General features: G+C 61.5%; 22 protein-coding genes. 14 read left to right on the top strand and 8 right to left on the bottom strand.

The features are described from left to right. The first annotated feature begins 23 nt into the window (after positions 1-23). Entirely contained in the window at positions 24-1,574 is a 1,551-nt protein-coding gene (locus ACK3SC_RS08035; protein WP_416839592.1) for a Na+/H+ antiporter NhaC family protein, read from the top strand. Then, on the top strand, positions 1,571-1,834 hold the full coding sequence (locus ACK3SC_RS08030) for a hypothetical protein (RefSeq protein ID WP_416839591.1): 264 nt from the start codon (positions 1,571-1,573) through the stop codon (positions 1,832-1,834). The genes ACK3SC_RS08035 and ACK3SC_RS08030 overlap by 4 nt, the downstream gene beginning before the upstream one ends. Positions 1,835-1,964: 130 nt before the next feature. Here the strand turns inward: ACK3SC_RS08030 and ACK3SC_RS08025 are convergent, their stop codons facing one another. Beyond that, entirely contained in the window at positions 1,965-2,297 is a 333-nt protein-coding gene (locus tag ACK3SC_RS08025) for a 30S ribosomal protein S10 (RefSeq protein WP_416839590.1), read from the bottom strand. Between the two features lie 266 nt (positions 2,298-2,563). On the opposite strand from ACK3SC_RS08025, the gene ACK3SC_RS08020 reads away from it, so the two are divergent. Beyond that, the gene (locus tag ACK3SC_RS08020) at positions 2,564-3,019 is read left to right on the top strand and encodes a bis(5'-nucleosyl)-tetraphosphatase (RefSeq protein ID WP_416839589.1); all 456 of its coding nucleotides are present in this window, start codon (positions 2,564-2,566) and stop codon (positions 3,017-3,019) included. Positions 3,020-3,158: 139 nt separating this feature from the next. Beyond that, positions 3,159-4,124 carry a DUF5787 family protein gene (locus ACK3SC_RS08015; protein ID WP_416839588.1) on the top strand — a complete coding sequence of 322 codons (966 nt, stop codon included), beginning with the start codon at positions 3,159-3,161 and terminating at the stop codon, positions 4,122-4,124. Between the two features lie 49 nt (positions 4,125-4,173). On the opposite strand, the gene ACK3SC_RS08010 is transcribed toward ACK3SC_RS08015, so the two are convergent. Together ACK3SC_RS08010 and ACK3SC_RS08005 are read right to left on the bottom strand one after the other, a co-directional pair. Then, a complete protein-coding gene (locus ACK3SC_RS08010; RefSeq protein WP_416839587.1) occupies positions 4,174-5,379 on the bottom strand; it encodes an MFS transporter in 1,206 nt (401 codons plus the stop codon). A 271-nt stretch (positions 5,380-5,650) separates the two neighbouring features. Beyond that, on the bottom strand, positions 5,651-6,151 hold the full coding sequence (locus ACK3SC_RS08005) for a DUF5797 family protein (RefSeq protein WP_416839586.1): 501 nt from the start codon (positions 6,149-6,151) through the stop codon (positions 5,651-5,653). Positions 6,152-6,251: 100 nt separating this feature from the next. Between ACK3SC_RS08005 and ACK3SC_RS08000 the strand changes: the two genes are divergently transcribed. The 4 genes from ACK3SC_RS08000 to ACK3SC_RS07985 all read left to right on the top strand — a co-directional run bounded on the left by ACK3SC_RS08000 (position 6,252) and on the right by ACK3SC_RS07985 (position 8,429). Continuing rightward, positions 6,252-7,025: an enoyl-CoA hydratase/isomerase family protein gene (locus ACK3SC_RS08000; protein ID WP_416839585.1), complete on the top strand. Its 774-nt coding sequence runs from the start codon at positions 6,252-6,254 to the stop codon at positions 7,023-7,025. Positions 7,026-7,145: 120 nt separating this feature from the next. Next, positions 7,146-7,403, top strand: coding sequence for a hypothetical protein (locus ACK3SC_RS07995; RefSeq protein ID WP_416839584.1), 258 nt, complete (start codon positions 7,146-7,148; stop codon positions 7,401-7,403). A gap of 89 nt (positions 7,404-7,492) precedes the next feature. Then, positions 7,493-7,813, top strand: coding sequence for a transcription factor S (locus ACK3SC_RS07990; RefSeq protein ID WP_416839583.1), 321 nt, complete (start codon positions 7,493-7,495; stop codon positions 7,811-7,813). A gap of 40 nt (positions 7,814-7,853) precedes the next feature. Beyond that, positions 7,854-8,429 carry a DUF6517 family protein gene (locus tag ACK3SC_RS07985; protein ID WP_416839582.1) on the top strand — a complete coding sequence of 192 codons (576 nt, stop codon included), beginning with the start codon at positions 7,854-7,856 and terminating at the stop codon, positions 8,427-8,429. A gap of 53 nt (positions 8,430-8,482) precedes the next feature. Here ACK3SC_RS07985 and ACK3SC_RS07980 read toward each other — a convergent pair whose 3' ends face one another. The 3 genes from ACK3SC_RS07980 to ACK3SC_RS07970 all read right to left on the bottom strand — a co-directional run bounded on the left by ACK3SC_RS07980 (position 8,483) and on the right by ACK3SC_RS07970 (position 10,396). After that, positions 8,483-9,208 carry a methyltransferase domain-containing protein gene (locus tag ACK3SC_RS07980; RefSeq protein WP_416839581.1) on the bottom strand — a complete coding sequence of 242 codons (726 nt, stop codon included), beginning with the start codon at positions 9,206-9,208 and terminating at the stop codon, positions 8,483-8,485. Beyond that, entirely contained in the window at positions 9,205-9,576 is a 372-nt protein-coding gene (locus ACK3SC_RS07975; protein ID WP_416839580.1) for a nascent polypeptide-associated complex protein, read from the bottom strand. The genes ACK3SC_RS07980 and ACK3SC_RS07975 overlap by 4 nt, the downstream gene beginning before the upstream one ends. A 151-nt stretch (positions 9,577-9,727) precedes the next feature. Continuing rightward, positions 9,728-10,396 carry an O-methyltransferase gene (locus ACK3SC_RS07970; RefSeq protein WP_416839579.1) on the bottom strand — a complete coding sequence of 223 codons (669 nt, stop codon included), beginning with the start codon at positions 10,394-10,396 and terminating at the stop codon, positions 9,728-9,730. Positions 10,397-10,515: 119 nt separating this feature from the next. Between ACK3SC_RS07970 and ACK3SC_RS07965 the strand changes: the two genes are divergently transcribed. Next, complete coding sequence (locus ACK3SC_RS07965) at positions 10,516-12,192, top strand: acyl-CoA mutase large subunit family protein (RefSeq protein WP_416839578.1); 1,677 nt, start codon at positions 10,516-10,518, stop codon at positions 12,190-12,192. 378 nt (positions 12,193-12,570) lie between these two features. Next, a complete protein-coding gene (locus ACK3SC_RS07960; RefSeq protein ID WP_416839577.1) occupies positions 12,571-12,750 on the top strand; it encodes a hypothetical protein in 180 nt (59 codons plus the stop codon). 249 nt (positions 12,751-12,999) lie between these two features. Here ACK3SC_RS07960 and ACK3SC_RS07955 read toward each other — a convergent pair whose 3' ends face one another. Further along, positions 13,000-13,332 carry a hypothetical protein gene (locus tag ACK3SC_RS07955; RefSeq protein ID WP_416839576.1) on the bottom strand — a complete coding sequence of 111 codons (333 nt, stop codon included), beginning with the start codon at positions 13,330-13,332 and terminating at the stop codon, positions 13,000-13,002. A 13-nt stretch (positions 13,333-13,345) separates the two neighbouring features. Further along, positions 13,346-13,690 (bottom strand): YbjQ family protein, encoded by a 345-nt coding sequence (locus tag ACK3SC_RS07950; RefSeq protein WP_416839575.1) that lies wholly within the window; start codon positions 13,688-13,690, stop codon positions 13,346-13,348. Positions 13,691-13,744: 54 nt separating this feature from the next. Between ACK3SC_RS07950 and mce the strand changes: the two genes are divergently transcribed. From mce to ACK3SC_RS07930, 4 genes are all read left to right on the top strand, one after another. Beyond that, the gene (gene mce / locus ACK3SC_RS07945; RefSeq protein WP_416839574.1) at positions 13,745-14,128 is read left to right on the top strand and encodes a methylmalonyl-CoA epimerase; all 384 of its coding nucleotides are present in this window, start codon (positions 13,745-13,747) and stop codon (positions 14,126-14,128) included. A gap of 366 nt (positions 14,129-14,494) precedes the next feature. After that, the gene (menE, locus tag ACK3SC_RS07940) at positions 14,495-16,483 is read left to right on the top strand and encodes an o-succinylbenzoate--CoA ligase (RefSeq protein WP_416839962.1); all 1,989 of its coding nucleotides are present in this window, start codon (positions 14,495-14,497) and stop codon (positions 16,481-16,483) included. Between the two features lie 90 nt (positions 16,484-16,573). Beyond that, on the top strand, positions 16,574-18,232 hold the full coding sequence (locus ACK3SC_RS07935; protein WP_416839573.1) for a long-chain fatty acid--CoA ligase: 1,659 nt from the start codon (positions 16,574-16,576) through the stop codon (positions 18,230-18,232). Positions 18,233-18,365: 133 nt separating this feature from the next. Further along, positions 18,366-19,517, top strand: a complete 1,152-nt coding sequence (locus ACK3SC_RS07930) for an acyl-CoA dehydrogenase family protein (RefSeq protein WP_416839572.1) — start codon at positions 18,366-18,368, stop codon at positions 19,515-19,517. The last annotated feature ends 76 nt before the right edge of the window (positions 19,518-19,593 follow it).

Raw genomic sequence — 19,593 nt, 5'->3', positions numbered from 1 at the left:
TTCGACCGAATGTGTGCCAAACGATGCCAGAAGAACCGGACATAGGGCTCAATTTCCGCGGGGGGAGACTCGTCAGTGCGCTCCCGATCGCTCTGTTCATCGCATGGGCGATTTTCCAGAGCGGTATCCTCGGTATCGGCGATACGACCGGCCTCGTTGCGGCGATGCTGACAGGACTCATCGTGGGAATGCTGTTCGTCCGGGGAGACTGGAAGGACTATGCGGACGTTATCTTCGCTGGCATGACCCGGCGAGTCGCTGCGACGGCAGTCGTCGCGTGGCTCTGGGCGGGCATGTTCGCAGAAACCATCCAAGTCGGTGGGTTCGTCGATGGCCTCGTCTGGGCCGCGACCATTCTGAACGTCGGTCCCGGTCTGTTCCCGGCCGTGACGTTCCTCTTGGCCGCGCTCCTCGCGACGGGCATCGGCACGGGTTACGGCACCGCAATCGCCTTCACCAGCCTCGTGTTCCCTGCGGGGCTCCTCCTCGGTGCGAATCCTGTACTGTTATTCGGCGCAATCCTCTCGGGGGCTGTCTTCGGAGACAACCTCGCACCCGTGAGTGACACGACAATCGTCTCTGCGGTGACGCAAGACGCCGACATCGGTGGCGTCGTCGCGTCCCGTGTGAAGTACGCCGTCGTCGCGGCGGCGCTCGCAATCGCAGCCTATCTCGTCGCCGGATTCGGTATCCCCGGCGTCTGGGGTGGGATGCCGCACGCGAGCGTCTCCGGACAGGTCGACGCCAGCGTCTCCGCGTGGGGACTCGTCCACCTGCTCGACATCGCGTTGGTCATCGTGCTCGCGATTCGTGGCCGCCACATCATCGAAGCAATCTCGTGGGGGCTGTTCGCCGCGGCGCTGTTCAACGTCGTTCTTGGCGCAGCGGGCCTCGTCGATGTCTCGGTTGGGAGCATGCTCCTGTTCAGCGCGCCACAGAACGGCCTGACGCAGGCAGTCGCATCTCTGCCGGTCGTCGGCGCGTTCGTCGAGACGGTTCCTGTCGCGCAAGTCGGCGTCGGCGGGAGCATCTACTCCGGTGCAGCAGGCTTCTTCCCGCTCATCGTGCTGACGCTCCTGCTCGTCGCTGGCGCTGAGATTATGCGCGCCGGTGGCGGATTCGACGCCATTCAGGAGCTCCTCATCGACCGCATCGCGACGACGGTTCGCCGCGCAGAGACCACGATGGTCCTCGGCACGGCGCTCGTCAACGCGACAGTCACCATCAACACGGCCGCAGAAATCGCAATCGCACCCTACATCGCCACGCTCGGCAAGCGCTTCAACATCAACGGCTACCGCCGCGCCAACATCCTCGACGCCAACACCTCGGCGCTCGGGTACATCTTCCCGTGGGGCGGTGGCTTGCTGGCTGGCCTCGGTGCCATGCAAGGGCTCGTCGGCGGCGAGGCGACGCCGTGGTTCACCCAGCAGATGGTCGTCAACCCGGCGTCGGTCTGGCCGTACGTCTTCCACGGCTGGTTCCTCGTGGGCGTATTCCTCTTCGCCGCGTGGACTGGCTACGGCCGCGAATACGTCTCTGACCGGACCAGTGAGGAGGTGAGTCGCGTATGAGCCGACTCGACAAACTCCTCGCCGGGTGGACGTTCCGAACCGCGACGCCCGCCTTCGACGTGGGTGACGAAATCACGGCGTACGTGACTCACCGCGACGACGACGGCTACTCGGTCCGCATCGGTGATTCGGTCCTCCGAATCGACGACGTGGACGGACTCGAAATCGAGACGAAAGTGCTGCTGAGGGTCACGTCGTTCGACGCCGACGCTTCGAAGGGAACCGGTGAGGTTCTCGAGGTCCTCGGACCAGACGTCTAGTCGGCAGCGACGCTGCGACTCGTTTCCTATTTGAACTGCAAAACCGAGAGCGACGGCGTCGGCGTGTCAGCGCCTCCGTCGGGGACGCACGTGCGTCGAAAATATCGTCTGAGACGAGAGAACTGTGGCGTTAGCTTCGGCGGTGGCCGAGCGGTTTCTTCTGTTCGACTTCTATCTCGATGTGGACGCTGTCGGGGAAATCTTTGTGTCCGACTTCGCGGGCGATGTGGTCTGCACCGTGGATTTCGAGGCGACGCGTGTAGACGGTGTAGTTCCACGACGGGAACTCGTCGCCGGGCTGGAGCGTTCGGTACTGGGGGACACTCGTTCGCTTCGGTTGGTCGGCGTGGGGGCCGCGACATTCGGCACCTTTCCGCTCGACGAACTGCTTGAGGTTCCCGACGACTCTATCGAGAACTGCCTTGTCACCGCTTTGAAAGGTGAGTTTTGTGACGAAGGTCATAGCTGGGTACTACCCCAACGTGGTTGCTCCGACGGTAAAAGCGCATCTACACAGCGTCGGTGCCACAGGCGACAACACGGTGAGATGCATCGGCACAACAGGTGAGGTGTGCCAGCACAACATGGCGAGTGGCTCAGCACAACAGGTGAGATGTGCCAGCAGCCGACTCACTGGGACGGGCGGGACACCGACCGCCCTCGACCGACTATGTCAACCGAGTACATCCTCCGATACCCTCTTAAAGGGTGGAACATTTATTTCGGGTAATGGCAGTCGAAGCGGTCAGCGCTGGCGCCATCCTCTTCCGCGACACCCGCGGCCGGAGGGAGTATTTACTCCTGAAGAGCCGTCCTGGGGACTGGGAGTTCCCAAAAGGCGGGGTCGAAGGGGACGAGGAGCTCCAGCAAACGGCAATCAGGGAAGTCAAAGAGGAGGCGGGAATCCAAGATTTCCGTCTCATCGACGGCTTTCGCGAAGATTACAGCTACGTCTTCGAAGCGAACGGCACGACAATTCACAAGACAGTTCACCTGTTCATCGCCCGGTCGTTCGAGGCGTCCGCAGAACTCTCGACGGAACACCGCGACCTGCAGTGGCGCGACTACGAACAGGCCATCAACACCATCACACAAGATGGTCCGCGCGAAATCTTCGAGCGCGCACACGAGTTCCTCGACGAACTCGCCGCGAAGAACGAAGGTCAGCACAAGTACCTGAAGTAACGACAGTCGCACACCGCGACCCGTTCGTTCGGGACACTCGCCAGCGACGTCTCTCGAGTCCGGCATCTTCGCCATCGTGGCGCGGGAGACGATTCTCCGGGACCGAAACGACTTCACTTCCCCACGCTGACTCCCTCTCGTGAGCGACACCGCCGACCGCGACCCGGAGTTTGCGTTCGAGCTTCGCGTCTGCCGCTGGGCAGAGCGCGCGTGGCATCCGGACGGCCCGCGCCCCGCAATCGTCGCTCGACAACTGGGGACGCGCGACCGCCGGTGGGACACCGTCGTCGTCGAAGTCGACCCAGACGCGTTCGCCGCGCGTCACGCACTCTCGACCGACGGCTTCGACTCGGACCTCTTGCGCGTCGTCCGTCACGCACCCACTGACTACCAGTGGTACCGCGACGCGATTCCGGAACCTGACTTCCCGTGGCGACACGTCGTGCCGGTAGTCCATCGCGCGGCGGGCCGAGGATTGGTCGAAAAACGCCGCGGCTCTCGCAACCGCGTCGAGTACAAGCAGGTCGCACCGTATCCCGACTGGGTCGAACGAATCGTCGCCATCGAGAACAAACCGAATCTCGACGCCAGCGCCGCCCGCGCACTCGCCGACCAGTTAGAACACGACGTGTCGCGGGCGCTCGCGGACGAAGTGTGGGTGGCCACGGAAGCAACGGGTGACCGCGTCGAACCCGCGTTGCTCGAAGACATGCCGATGGAAGTCGGCATCCTCGCCGTCGACGGCGACGCTGCTGACGTGCTATGGCATCCGAGCAAACTCACACCGGACCCTGCTGATGCCCGGCGACGGCTCGTCCTCGCGGAACGCGCGTACGACCGAGGGTGGCGAACGTATCTCGACACGATGCGCCCGGACTGCCGGCACTTCGAACTGCGTCGAAGAGGGATGGCGCTCGTTCCACGGTGTGCCGCCAAAGCGTGTTACCAGAGTCAGCGCGAGTGTGCCCACTCGTGTTCGGAGTTCGAACCCGAACCGCCGGCGTGGCGAACGAAGGGATGGCCTATCGAAGGTGGACCGGGGAAGGGACTGCGACGAATCCTCGAATCGCGACGGGAGCGTGCCCGTCGCCGAGTGTACGAGTGAGAGGTGCGAGTGAGAGACGAGTCCCGAGTGAACGCGTCGTGGCGACGGCCTACGCGGTCGGCTCGGGCGCGCGCAGCGCCAGGAGGACGCCAACGAAGGCGACGCCGCCGGCGACGAGGAACGCCGACGCATAGCCTGCCCGGTCGATGATGCTTCCGGCAGCGATGGGCGCGATAAACGCGCCGAGCAAGCCAACGCTCGTCAGCAGCGAGACGGCAGTGGTCCGGACCGCCGGCGGGACGAGTTCGGCGATGTACGAAAAGAGCAGTCCGGTGGCGAGTTGGATGGCGAATCCGACGACGACCACCGCCCCACCGACGAGCCCGATGTGTGAGACGAACGCGAAGGAGACGACGGCGGGGGTGGCGACGGCGAACGACGAGAGGATAACGGGCCGACGTTTTCCGCCGAAAACCCGGTCAGAGACCACTCCGCTACTCGACCGCGCGACCGCTCCAATAGCCGGGAACAGCGCCGTCAGCAGGCCGCTCGCCGCGAGCGAGATGCCGAACTGGTCGACGAGGAAGCTCGGGAGCCACGTGTTGACGAAGAGATACAGCGAGTAGGCGAGAAAGCAGAGCACACAGACGACCCAGACCGCCCGACTGACGAACAACGCGCGTAGTGCCGTCCGGTCAGGTGCGGCCGTCTCGACGCCGGGGACGTGGCGACGAGTCGCGAACAAGAAGACAGCGGAACCGACGAGGCCCAAGATGGCATACAACGGAAGGATTGCGGGCCACCCGGCGACGGCTGCGACGAGGGGACTGCCGAACTGGCCGAGTGCGAACCCGACCGGTGCGCTCGCGGTGAAGATACCGACTGCGGTGGCCCGATATCCACGTGGTGCTGCGCTGCCGACGACGTTCGCACCCGCGTTCCAGAAGATGACGTACGCGACACCGCCGAGCACGCGGGAGGCGAGCAACCAGAGATACAGGCCGTCGGTGGCCGCGAACCACCCCCAGACACCTGCGACGACGAGCGCGACGGTGCCGGAGAGGACCACCCACCGAACCGAAAAACGGTCGAGGACGATGCCGATGGGAATGCTGGTGACGACGGCAGTCGCGTACATGATACTGACGAGCCAGCCCGCCGTACTCGCCTCGAGGCTGAGCGACTCCTGAATCAGCGGGAGGACGCTCGCCGGGCCGATTTCGTAGGCTGCGGCCGCCGTCGAAAGCAAGAAAAATCCGACGAGCAGACCGAGGGCTTCACCTCGTGACTCGTCGGTTTGTGGTCTGTCGCTCACGGTCTCTGTTCCCGATTCTGGGGACTTTCTCAAACCACTTGTTGTTTGGTTTCGAAGACAGAAGCTCGACGAGTCAGTCCGGACCGAAACGTATCACAACGCTCATCGGGGAAGATGGGGTCGTGACACCGCCGCAGTTGACCAGTCAGAAGAAGCCGTTCGTGTCTGGCAGAGAATGGCGTTCGTCTGCGTCGGCGGGAAACATCGAAAGAGAGAGTTGCCCAGTTCTGTCACAGTTCCGCGACGGTTCACGGCGTCGGTACAGCGAGATTCAGACGATTTCCACGTCGACTTCGTCGCGTTCGACGGCGAGTTTGAACGTCGGCACGGTTCGGTAGACGACTTCGACGACGCCTTTTCGACGAAGGCTCTGGAGTGCGCGGCGAACGTCGTCCACGTCCGGGTCGATGTCGAACGAGTCGCGGAGTTTGTTGAGCACGCTCACGACGCTCTCAGAGCGGTCGTCGGGGCCGGCGACGATTTCGAAGACGCGGGCTTCGAGCGTGGGGACGCGGATGACACTTGGGATCGACTCCTCTTCGCCGTCGCTTTCGACGCCGGGTTCGACACCGACGAGTTCCGCGGCTTCGGCCGTCGCGCGAATGAGGCTGTTGTCGTCGCGGTAGTAGTAGTCTTTCAGTTCAGTTTCGAGATACTGGTGAACTTCGCTGCCGCTTTCGAGTTCCCAGCGGTTTTGCAACTCTTTGTTCTTCGTCGGTTGGAGACGGACGATGTCGGCGAGTCGTTCTTTCGCCTCGTCGGAGAGTGTCATACTCGGGTGATTCGACGGAGGACGTATAACGTTGTTCTGGAATCTCCAGCACACACGGGGAACGTTAATTATTATCCGTCCACCTCTCGTCGGATTTGTCATGAGCTGGGACACCATCCGACTCGATTGGGACGACGACGTCGCAACCATCACTATCGACCGACCGGACCGAATGAACTCTCTGAACACGGACACCCTCGACGCCATCGAAGACGCACTCGACGAGGCGGAAGCACAGGGTGCGCGCGTCCTCGTCCTCACCGGTGCGGGTGACAAATCGTTCATCGCTGGTGCGGACATCAGTTACATGAAAGACATCGGGACCCTCGAGGCACAGGCGTATGCCGAACAGGGCCACCGAATCGCCTCACGTCTCGAAGAGTTCCCGGCCCCGACAATCGCGGCGATCAACGGCTACGCGTTCGGTGGTGGGATGGAGTTCGCACTGGCGTGTGACCTTCGGGTCGCGTCCGAGCGGGCGCTGCTCGGCCAGACAGAAATCGACCTCGGAATCATGCCCGGATGGGGTGGCAGCATCCGACTCCCGGCGCTCGTCGGTGACGAACTCGCGCGACGTCTCATCTTCTTCGGCGAACGTGTCGATGCGACCGACGCCCACGAGTATGGCATCGTCGGTGAAGTCGTCGCACACGACCAACTCGACGCCCACGTCGAAGAACTGGCAGCGGACCTCGCCGCGAAACCGCGCCACGCCCTCGCCGCAGCGAAAGCCGCAATCAACATGTCCCACGACGCGCCCCGAGACGCAGCCCTCGACTTCGAAGCGCGCGTCTGGAGTGGCCTGTTCGGAACCCACGACCAGCGAGAAGGAATGGACGCGTTCCTCGACAAGCGAGACCCCGAGTTCGAGTAAGCGCTGCCACCGACCCTCGATACTTCTTCCACTTCGCCGGATACTGTTTTTCGCGAGAATCTGTCTCGTGTTAGCACTCATCCTACAATCGCTAAGTAGCTGTATGTATAATGAATAATCATGCAGGATTCAATCAAGTTGAGTCGTGTCGAACCCATCCTCCAACACATCACGTACCCGGCGAGTCGACGAGACGCCGCCGACTCGTTCGACGGCGTGACACTCCTGCTCGCAGACGGTGACGTCGACCTCGGTGAGGTCATTCGTTCGTGTTTCACCGACACGTTTGCCGACTCCGGGGAACTGTTCAACGAACTGAACAATGCACTCCCGATCGAGGCGCTCGGAGAACCGGGGCAATCCGACGGCGACGCCTGAATATCGCCCCCTCACAGAGCAACGCTTCTTTTTTTTTGAAACGACGCAATCCAGATGTTTAAGTGTCTCAAGCGGTAGGACGTACTATCATGGAGTTCTGCGACGAATGCGGGTCCCTCATGACACCGCAGGACGGCGTCTGGGTCTGTTCAAACGGTCACGAGAAAGCCCGCGACAGCGAGAAAGAAAAGGCGATGGTAACCACCGAAGGCCAGGAGACGAGCGAAGTCGTCGACATGTCGGACGTGGACGCCGGTGAGATCGGGCCGACGACGAAGGCCATCTGTCCGAGTTGTGGCCACGACGTGGCGCGGTACGAGATGAAGCAGATTCGCTCTGCTGACGAGTCCGAGACGCGCTTTTTCACCTGTGTCGAGTGCGACCACAAGTGGCGCGAAGACGACCACTGAGCAGTTCGCCTTTTTCACTTTTCCGTCCGTATGACGGGGTATGGCCGACGTTCCGCCCCCACCGACACTCCCCGCTCTCGACGGGTGGGTCCGCGTCGACGAATCTGTCGACCACCCGTTCAAACTCGGATTCATTCACGTCGTCGCGCGGACGGTGGTCTACGAAGACGCAACCATCCGAGAGCGCGTCCCGTCCGATGCGGACGGTCCGTGGCGGTTTCTCTTCGCAACCCGTCTCGAAGTCAGACCACGAACCCCGCCATCGAAGTCGCTCACCCGCCTCGTCGTCAACGGCGCTGCTTCGGGGTTCAAAGAACAACTCGCCGAACGCGGCTTCTCCGATATCCACGAAAACTGGCGTCGCTCGCTCGCAGTCCCTGATGGTGAAGCAGAAGTCGTCCACTACGATACGAAGGTCACCTTCGCTGGCGTTCGGCTCGCCGCAGACGCCTATCTCTCTGTCACACCGCACGACGGTGAGTATCTCCTCCTGGGCGGCGCGTATCCCAAAGAAATCCTCGACGGAGAGGGTGAGACGGCCGACGCCCTCCACGACGCACTCGACCCAGAACGGTTCAGAGAAGAGCTGTTTCGCGTGATTCGACGGCTGGAGTGAGGTAGCCACCGTCTCCGCGGCGTACCGACCACCGAACGTCACACTGCCGTCGATTACTCGTTGCGGGCGAAGACGAGATAACCCGTGTGCCCGACGCCTGCCGTCGAGGGTCGCGACCCGCGCTCACCGAAGTCCATGTGGCGCTGAATCGTCTCGAACGTCTGCACGTCCGAGAGACCTGCGTCACGTGCGGCTTCGACTGTCGCGCGCGTCCCTTCGACGAAGGGCGAGTAGACCGCGACGTAGCCACCGGTCACGAGGAGGTCCGGTGCCTCGCGGACGACTTCCGGCGCGTTCTCCGTGTCGAGCGTGAGCACGTCGAATTCGCCCTCTCGGAGGTCGTCGAGTTCGTCTGTGATGTCGCCGGTTCGAACGTCGACGTAGTCTTCGACACCGGCGAGACGCATGTTCTCGCGAGCGACCTCGGCGAACGCTTCGTTTCGCTCGAACGTCGTCACGTCGACATCGAGTCGGCCCAGATACGCGGAGAGGACGCCCGTTCCGGTTCCGGCGTCGAGGACGCGCTCCCCCGCCGCGATGCCGGTGTGGCCGACGATGAGGCCGATATCGCGCGGCATCATCGGTGCGCCGGTTCGCTCGAAGTGGTTGAAGAGGTCCGGCCCGCGCGGTTCGCGCACGAGGAACGCCTCACCGATGTGGGTTTCGAGCGTCTGGCCCGGTTCGACGTCTTCTGGGACCGTCAGCATCCCGAGGTCCGTGTGTAACTCTTCACCAGGCGCTCGGAGATACTCCCGGTCGCCGTGAACGAGGAGTATCACTCCAGTCGTGCGATGGCCGCGGCGAGGTCACCGTCTTCGGCCTCCAGCGCTTCACGGGCCTCGTCTTTCGAGACACCGGCGCGCTGTGCGACGATTTCGATGTCGGATTCTGGAATGCCGCCCTCGTCGGCGCTTTCTTCTGCCTCGTCGTCACCGGCACCGAGCGCGCGCGTCTCGGGTTCGCCGACGATTTGGTAGGTTTCCTGGCCCTGCGCGTCCATGCGCGTGACCTGTGCGTCCGAGAAGACGAGTTCCTCGTCGGCCGTCTTGATGACGACTTCCTCGGCGTCGATCTCGGTGACGTCGATACCCATCTGCTTCATCATCTGCTTCATCTTTCGCGGGTTCATCCCGCCGCCTCCAAACATACCTGAAGGGTCGGGGTGGGTTCTCAAAAGCGTGGCGAACGTCGCTCGGGACGTGTCTCCCGAACCGACCCTCCCGATGGCGTGAGTCTCCCCCGTCACGTTCCCACGTACCGACACTCACCACCTTACCCACACTCTCCTACTCATCTGCTCACTCGACGCGTGAGCTGACGGCGATTCCGTTCCCGATGGGGAGCACGATAGTCTGATACCGTGGGTCGGCGCGTACAGCGTCGAGATACGCCGCGATACCGCGTGTATCTGCATTTGCTCCGTCGAGCGCCTCCGGCGTCTCTTCGCTCCAGTCGACGAGTGCTCCGAAGTCGAGTGGGCCGCGCATCACGTTGTCCGCGACGACGATACCACCGACTTCGACGCGGTCCCTAACTACGTCGAACGCCTCGGCGTACCGGTACTTCTGGTGGTCGAGCAACACGAGGTCGAACTCGCCCTCGACCGATTCGACGAGTTCGACCGCATCGCCTTCGAGGAACGTCGTCCGGTCGGCCAGTCCCGCGCGTTCGAGGAACTCACGCGCCATGTCGAGTTCGTCGGGGTCGTGTTCGGTCAAGAACAGCTCGCCGTCGTCGGCCATCCCTTTCGCGAACCACGTCGCGGAGTACCCGAATCCGGAGCCAAATTCGAAGAGTCGCTTCGACCCGGCCACGGTCGCGAGAAACCGAAGGACACCGCCGGCTTCCGGGCCGATGATTGGAAAGCCATTTTCGGCGGCGTACGACGCCATCTCGGACTGAATCTCGTCGTGGTCGGGGGCCGTTGCAGCGAGGAATCGCTGTGTCTCTTCGGTGAGAATGTCCATACGAGACAAAGGGAGCGCATGGGCGATAAAAACCAGCCACGTGCCATTTCGGATGGTGGACGGGTCAGGTCACATGTAATCTGCCTACGCTTAAGGTGAATCATCTCTCATCGTTTACCATGTTTGACCCCGAGGAACTCGACCAGATTCGAGCGTCGAAAGCCGAGTGGGAGGAAGAGACACTCTCACCGACACTCGAACGGTTCGGGGAGCGAGCGGACGAATTCACGACTGACACGGGAGGCACAGTCGTCGAGCGCCTGTACACACCGGCCGACGTCGACATCGACTATCGGGAGGATGTCGGGTTCCCCGGCGAGAAACCGTACACGCGCGGTGTCTACCCGACGATGCACCGTGGGCGACTCTGGACGATGCGACAGTACGCCGGATTCGGAACCGCCGCCGAGACGAACGAACGCTTCCGCTACCTCATCGACAACGGGTCGTCTGGTCTCTCACTCGCATTCGACTTGCCGACGCAGATGGGGTACGACTCGGACGCCATGATGGCCGCTGGCGAAGTCGGCAAGTCGGGTGTCGCTATCGATAGCCTCCACGACATGGAGACGGTCTTCGACGGAATCGACCTCGGCGAGGTCTCGACGTCGATGACCATCAACGCGCCTGCGTCGGTGTTGCTCGCGATGTACGTCGCACTCGGTGACAAGCAGGGTGTTCCCCGAGAACAACTTCGTGGAACGATTCAAAACGATATTCTGAAAGAGTACGTCGCGCGCAACCTCTACATCTACCCACCAGAGCCGTCGATGCGACTCATCACGGACATCTTCGAGTTCTGCGCACAGGAGACGCCGAAGTTCAACACCATCTCCATCTCTGGCTACCACATCCGCGAAGCAGGTTCGACCGCAGCACAGGAGATTGCGTTCACGCTCGGTGACGGGATCCAGTACGTGCAGGCCGCGGTCGATGCCGGCCTCGACGTCGACGAATTCGCACCCCAGCTGTCGTTCTTCTTCAACGCCCACAACAACATCCTCGAAGAGGTGGCAAAGTTCCGTGCCGCCCGTCGCATGTGGGCGAAGATTATGGAAGACCGCTTCGGAGCGGAGAACCCCAAGTCGATGCAACTGAAGTTCCACACGCAGACAGGTGGGTCGACACTGACGGCCCAGCAGGTCGAGAACAACGTCGTCCGTGTGGCGTATCAGGCGCTGGCAGCAGTCCTCGGCGGGACGCAGTCGCTGCACACCAACGGGAAGGACGAGGCGCTGTCGCTTCCGACAGAGAAGTCGGTCCGGACGGCGCTCCGGACCCAGCAGATCCTCGCCCACGAGTCAGGTGCTGCAGACACCATCGACCCACTCGCCGGCAGTTACTACGTCGAAGCCCTGACCGACGAAATCGAAGACGAAGCGTTCGACATCTTGGACGACGTGGACGAACGCGGCGGGATGCTCGACGCCATCAAAAACCAGTGGGTCCAGCGCGAGATTCAGGATGTCGCCTACGAACGCCAGCGCGAGGTCGAAGCCCACGAGCGAATCATCGTCGGCGTCAACGAGTATCAGGTCGACGAGGAACCGACCGTCGAAGTCCAGGAAGTTACCGAAGAAGAAGAGCAAACGCAGGTCGAATCGCTCGAAGCAGTAAAAGAAGAACGCGACACCGGGGCAGTCGAGAACGCGCTCGAAGACGTTCGGGCGGCCGCAAACTCCGACGAAAACCTCATGCCGCCCATCGTCGAGGCGGTCAAAGCGTACGCGACAGTCGGGGAAATCTGTGGTGTGCTCCGCGAAGAGTTCGGAGAACACGACCCCGGAATGGCGTGAGGAGAGTTCACACGGAGCATGAGAACAAGTAACTAATTTAATACTTACGCTCGGCCAATAAGATTTAATACCGCACCTCCTGTTGGCGATTACGAGGATTACCGATGCGTAATACTGGATTCTAATCCCCCGTTTACACGCCCGGTTGCCGTCTCATTCGGTGCAGTTTTCGCACCGACACGACAGACAGCAGTGCAACCGGTGCGTCGTGGGGTATCTCACAGTTCGAGAGCCCCCGGTATCGCCTCCGATTGTTCCCACCAAGAAAGACACATGTCACGAAGACAGTTCCGAGACCCTCGTACCGCCTCCGACTACCCGCCCGCCCACCATCTGTCACCGCGTTCGTTCACGGTGCAGGTTGCCATGGTGGCGCTCATGGTCAGCCCCATCGTGGTCGCCAGCTATCCCGTGCTCTCGCTCGTCGCGGTGAGTGTGTCCGTCGGCTTAGTCGCCGCCGTCCGATTCGCTGTCGCCCGCATCGAGCGAGAAACAGTAGCTGTCAACCTCCCCGTCCTGCCAGTTCGTGTGACGTTCGCCCGAACTGCAGGCGAGTGAGGTCATCCCAGTCACCGTTCGAATTCGGCGTTTCGACCGTCGAACCCGCTGACGCAATCACCTCCCACGACTCGCACTTCGGCCCTCCAAACATGCCAATCCGGCCCTCCGCATTCGCACTTCGGCTCTCCGCATTCGCACTTCGGCCCTCCCCACCCGTCAATTTGGCCACGTCCCGAATCGAGTTGTCACACAACTCCCGCTGACGCGACGGCTCCTCCCCGGTGCTGTCGAGCCGGAATCGGCGACTTACTCGGACGAATCACCGGCCTCTCCGACGACGTGATTCTGTCGCCACCAGCGAATGACTGCGCCGACGAGCATCGCTTCTAGATACATCGCGACTGCGAGTGCCGGGTAGAATACCGAATTCTCTCGGATGCCAAACTCGTTGAACGCGAGCGTATCCAGGAAGAATGCAAGCGCGAGCGCTGGGAAGTCGATAACCCACACCTCGATGGGAAGGATTCCAGCGAACCCTGCGCCCCACGCAAGGACGAACAGGGCGAACGCCGCAACTGTTTCAGGAGCGGTTGCCACCCGGCGAAGGGTGAAACCGACTCGCTGTACTGTGTCGCTCACGGTCCGCAACGCTTCACGCGACGTCCGTGTTCGACCCAGACTCCGCAGCGAGTTTGACCGCGGTTCCGTAGGCGAGAATTTCGGCCGCACCCTGTGCAACCTCGGCAGTGACGTACCGAACACTGACGATGGCATCTGCACCCATCGATTCGGCATCGTCTACCATCCGGTCTGTCGCTTCGTCGCGGGAGTCGGCCAAGAGGCCGGTGTAGGACTTGAGTTCGCCACCGACGACGTTTCGGAGACCCTGCGTGATGTCCCGGCCCACGTTCCGCGCGCGAACCGTATTACCACGGACCGTTCCGAGTGTTTCTGTTATCTCACGACCTGCGACAGTCTCAGTTGTAGTTACTATCATGACAGGACACTCGAACCGTCTGGGTTTATCCGTTATGCCCAGAGAGGTGATGACATGCACTTCGACCACATCGGAATCGCCACGCCGGACGCTGCCGGATTGGCCGCGTTGTTCGTGGAGGTGTTCGACGCACCGGTGGCCCACGAGGAGACGTTCGACGGGATGACCGTCGTGTTCCTCGAACTCGAAGACGGCTACTTCGAACTACTCGAACCGCACGAAGGGGGAGCCATCGGGAAATACCTCGAAAAGAACGGCCCGGGCATTCACCACATCGCACTCGAACCCGACGATATCGACGATGCGCTGGAGACGGCCCGCAACGCGGGTGTCGAACTCATCGACGAGGAACCGCGCCCTGGTGCGTGGGGACACGACGTTGCCTTTCTTCACCCGAAATCGACAGGTGGCGTACTCGTGGAGTTTGTCTCCCATTAGCGTCGGTCGCCGCCCTCCACTGACTCCACACGCCCACTCGACTCTCGTCCCCGCGTCTGCAGTCTCTGCGACACACGGTGGTATCCGATGACTGAACAATCGACAGACGACGACGGTGACGCCCCACTTGTGAACGACAGCGACGTCCTCGTCGAAGACGACAGCAACGTTTCCGGTGAAGACGACAGCAACGACTCGACTGAAGACGACAGCAACGACTCGACTGAAGACGACAGCAACGACTCGACTGAAGACGACAGCAACGACTCGACTGAAGACGACAGCAACGACTCGACTGAAGACGACACCCACGTCGCTACCGAGAACGAGACCACCTCTCAGGCCACGAACGCCCTGTCGGGGACGATGCGAGATTGGCTCTCGCACCGCGTGGCAACAACGCCCGACCAGCGGGCACTCATCCACGCACCCACTGGTGACTCCCTGACGTTCGAAGAACTCGATACACTCGTCTCGGAGACGGCCGGGCAACTTGCGGCACTCGGCCTTCGCCCGGGCGACCATCTCGGCGTCGTCCTCGAACCGAGCATCGAGTACGTCAAACTCATTCACGCCGCTAGTCGTCTCGGGGTGACACTCGTCCCGTGTAGCGAACGACTCACACCGGACGAACTCACCCGCAATCTCGAGATTGCGGACGTGACTGCACTCGTCTGTGGTGAATCCACCGAAGCGACTGCCGTCGAAGCCACGTCTGACGTTCCGGTCGTCTCCGTGGACGAACCTCACTGGGAAGGGGTCATCAACCTCCCGTCCATTGCGCCGAAGGCAATCACACCCGTCACGTGGGACCTTTCGGATACGATGTTGCTTCTGTTCACGTCGGGGACCACTGGGAGACCGAAAGCCGTCCGACTCACCATGGGGAACGTCTTGGCGAACGCCGTCGCCTCGTCGTTTAGACTCGGACTCTCACAGGGTGACCGATGGCTCGTCACCCTCTCGTTACACCACATGGGTGGTATCGGCCCGATTCTCCGCAGTCCGCTGTACGGCTCGACCATCGTCCTTCGCGAAGGGTTCGATGCCGGCGCCGCGGCCGACGACATCGGAAAGTACGACGTGACCGGTGCCTCGCTCGTTCCGACGATGCTCAAACAAATGCTCGACAGTCGAGGGACGCTCTCGGACTCGCTTCGCGTCGTCCTCCTCGGCGGCGCACCAGCGTCTGAAGAGCTCATCGAACGCTGCCGGAACTACTCGGTCCCGGTCTATCCAACCTACGGGATGACCGAGACGGCCTCACAAATCGCCACGGCGACGCCTCGCGAGGCGTTTTCGTCTATCGGGACTGTCGGCCGGCCACTCTTCTTCGTCGACATGGACATCGTGGACGAAGACGGACGACCCGTCGAACCGGGAACGCCCGGAGAAATCGTCGTCTCTGGATTGACCGTCTCCCCGGGGTACTACAACAACGCTGCGGCCACGGCTGAATCGTTCACTGACGCTGGTCTTCGAACCGGAGATATTGGCTATCGGGATGAAGATGGCCTCCTGTACGTACTCAATCGAAAAGACGACCGTATCATCACTGGCGGCGAGAACGTCGACCCGGGTGAAGTGGTGGACGTACTCCGCCAGTATCCCGCCATCGAAGACGCGGTGGTGCTTGGCGTACCCGACCGAGAGTGGGGTGAGCGCGTGAGCGCACTCGTCGTCCCCAGTGACCCGGACCTTAGACTCGACCGCGCGTCGCTCGATGCGTTCTGCCGTGAACGACTTGCGGGGTTCAAAGTCCCACGACTCGTCGAAACGACCGACGAACTTCCCCGAACGGTGTCGGGAACGATCGACCGGGATACGGTCCGTGAGCGCCTGCAAGCGGCCAAGCCGGGTCCGAAAGCAGAGCTAGAACCGCCAACCGACGACGGTGACAGTCCTGATTCGGTCGGCGACGACTCGGTAGCCGACGACTCAGTCGTCGAAGACGATGCCGGCGGCGACGACGAATCGGATGAGTCTCCATCAGAAGACGTGAACGACGAAGATGGCCCACACACTGTGGAGCCGGACGAAGTCGATGGTGAAGGCCAAGACGTTGAGGACGACAGCCGAGACGAAGATGTCGGTGAAGAGAGCCAAGATGCAAACATCGAGGAAGATAGTGAGGAAGGTGTCGTCGACGAGGACGCCGCAGAGAGCACCACCGACGACGAACCGGAGACGCAAGCTGACGACGAACCGGAGACGCAAGCTGACGGCAAACCAGAGACGCAGCCCGACGACGAAGACGACGCCGACGACATCGCCGAATTCGAGTTTGGCGACGAGTCGGTTGTAGAACACGACGAAGACGACGACACGCAGTCGCCCAGTTCAGACGACGCGTGAACCTGCCGTGGTGTTTTCCGAAAATCAGTAGCCCGCGTCTTTCTCGTTCTCGTCCAAACAATCATTACGTTTTACCTCTGAGTGGTTGTTATGGTAGGTGCTACCAACCAAACACTTCGACCGTTTTTGTGGCGTGCTGGCAAACTCTATCCGGACCGCGAAATCGTCTCTCGAACGGCGGAGGGCATCAAACGGTACTCCTACGCCGAGTACGAAGGCCGCGTCGCACAACTCGCGGGGGCACTCGAAGACGCCGGAATCGGGGACGGCGACCGAGTCGCGACGTTCTGTTGGAACCACGGCCGACACTTCGAGACGTACTTCGGTATCCCCTCGATGGGTGCGCAACTGCACACGATCAACCCGCTTCTCCCGGACCACCACATCCAGTATATCGTCGAAAACGCGGAAGACCGCATCATCTTCGTCGACCCGTCTCTCGCACCCAAACTCGCGGGCGCGTACGACGAAGCGGCGTTCTCGTCTGTCGACCAGTTCGTCGTGATGGCACCGGAGGTTCCAGACACGACACTGGAACCAGTCACAGATTACGAGTCGTTCATCGCGGACTATCCCGAGGAGTACGACTGGCCTGACCTCCCCGAGGACCAACCGGCGGGCATGTGTTACACCTCGGGAACCACCGGTGAACCGAAAGGCGTCGAGTACTCCCAGCAGATGCTCTGGGCGCACACGATGGCGACGCTCCCACAGTCCGCGCTCGATATCGGCGCAGACGACGTCGTCATGCCCGTCGTCCCGATGTTCCACGTCAACGCGTGGGGACTGCCGTATTCGATGACTGCCGCCGGTGCGAAACACGTCTATCCCGGTCCGTCTCCGACGCCGGAAGACCTCGCAAAACTCATCGAAAACGAGGGCGTGACCATCACCGCAGGGGTGCCGACGGTCTGGCTCGGCCTCCTCGAATATCTCGAAGAGAACGACACCGACATCTCGTCACTCGACCGAATCGTCATCGGCGGGGCAGCAGCACCGAAATCCGTCATCCGCCGATTCGACGAGGAGTACGACGTGGAAGTCCTTCACGCGTGGGGGATGACCGAGATGTCGCCGGTCGGCACCGTCGCACATCTCAAACCCGGGATGGACGGCCTCTCGAAGGACGAGAAGTACGAAAAACAGGGGATGCAGGGGCTGCTCGTCCCCGGGCTGGAGATGCGCGTCGTCGACGACGACGGCAACGAAGTGCCGTGGAACGGCGAGGACTTCGGCGAACTGTGGGTCCGCGGGCCGTGGGTCACGACGGAGTACTTCCAGCGCCCCGACGCGAACGAAGAAGACTTCGAGGGCAACTGGTTGAAGACAGGAGACGTCGTGACCGTCGACGAAGATGGATACGTCAAAATCGTCGACCGGGCGAAGGACGTCATCAAGTCCGGCGGTGAGTGGATCTCTTCGGTCGAACTCGAAAACACCATCATGGCACACGACGGCGTCGCGGAAGCGACAGTCGTCGGTGTCCCGCACGAACGATGGCAAGAGCGCCCTGTCGCGTTCATCGTCCCGAAAAAGGGTGCTGACAAAGCCGAACTCAAGACCGAAGTCGTTGACCTCGTTCGCTCGGAGTTCCCCAAGTGGTGGACGCCGGACGAAGTCGTCTTCATCGAGTCGGTTCCGAAGACAGCAACAGGCAAGTTCGACAAGAAGGTCCTTCGTGAGGAGTACGACGACTCGTCGCTCATCGAGGGGAAAACTCCCGACGAAGACGCACCGTCTCAGAACTGACGCCACCGTCTCCGCCGACTTTTCGCTTGGTACGACACGTTCGAACAGCCCAGTCCAAACCTAAAACAAAAAACCAATTCTAAGTTTCACCAAGTTCCCACATTATTTTGGGTGTTCGAGCCTACCACGAAGTATGGAACTTCTCGACGAATCAATCGTGCCCGAGCACGCCCGTGAGGTCAAACAGGAGGCACGCGAATTCGCAGAAGAATACATCGCGCCCGTTGCCGAGGACTACTACGAGTCCGGCGAGTATCCGCGAGACGTACTCGAAGCGGGGATGGATGCTGGATTGGTCGCACAGGATATCAGCGAAGCGTACGGCGGCAGAGGCTTCGACCTCCAACAGATTCTGGCACTCTCTGAAGAGTTATACCGCGTCGACGCCGGCATCGCACTGACGCTCCAGCTCGCGTCGTTCGGGTGCGAGATATTGCAGCACTACGGCTCCGAAGACCAGAAAGAAAACTGGCTCCGCCCTGTCGCCGAAAACGACATGATTTCGGGACTCGCCGTCTCGGAACCCCAGACCGGGTCGGACCTGGCGGGCATGAAGACGACTGCCGAACAGACCGAGGACGGATACGTCCTCAACGGCGAGAAATACTGGGTCGGCAACGCCGTCGAAGCAGATTGGCTCACCGTCTACGCGAAGACTGGTGACACGGGTGACCGCTACTCCAACTACTCGATGTTCATCGTCCCGACAGACACGCCCGGATACGACGCAGAACACATCCCCGAGAAGATGGGTATGCGAGCGTCGAAGCAGGGACACATCGTCTTCGACGACTGCGAAGTTCCCGACGAGAACCTCATCGGCACGGAAGGAGGCGGGTTCTACATGCTCGCAGACTTCTTCAACCACGGCCGAATCATCGTCGGTGGCCACGGCATCGGCCTCGCTGCCGCCGCTATCGAGGAAGCCTGGACGTTCGTCCACGACCGAAACGCGTTCGGTCGGACCGTCTCAGAGTTCCAGGCAGTCCAGCACATCCTCGCGGACATGCGCATGGAGTTCGAAGCGGCGCGCGCGCTCAACTGGCGTGCCGCAGAGAAAGTCGAGAACAACGAAGACGCGGGGTTCTGGGCCGCGTCGGCGAAGACGAAATCGACCGAGATGGCCGTCGATGTGGCAGAACGCGGCATGCAACTCCACGGTGGGCGTTCCGTGCTCAACGAGTACAAGATTTCGCGCATCTACCGCGACGTTCGTATTCCGGTCATCTACGAGGGGGCAAACGAGATTCAGCGCAACCTCATCTACCGGCAGGGCAGTCTCTGAGTTCTTCACCGACCCATTCCAGAGATACTCGCTTCGAATCGGCCGACTTCGGTTACTTGTTTCCTATTTTATTGCC

This window comes from Haloferax sp. DFSO52, from assembly GCF_048158745.1.
Classification (GTDB): domain Archaea; phylum Halobacteriota; class Halobacteria; order Halobacteriales; family Haloferacaceae; genus Haloferax.
Note: the sequence above shows the minus strand (reverse complement) of the source record. Positions and strands in the feature narration are given on the sequence as shown.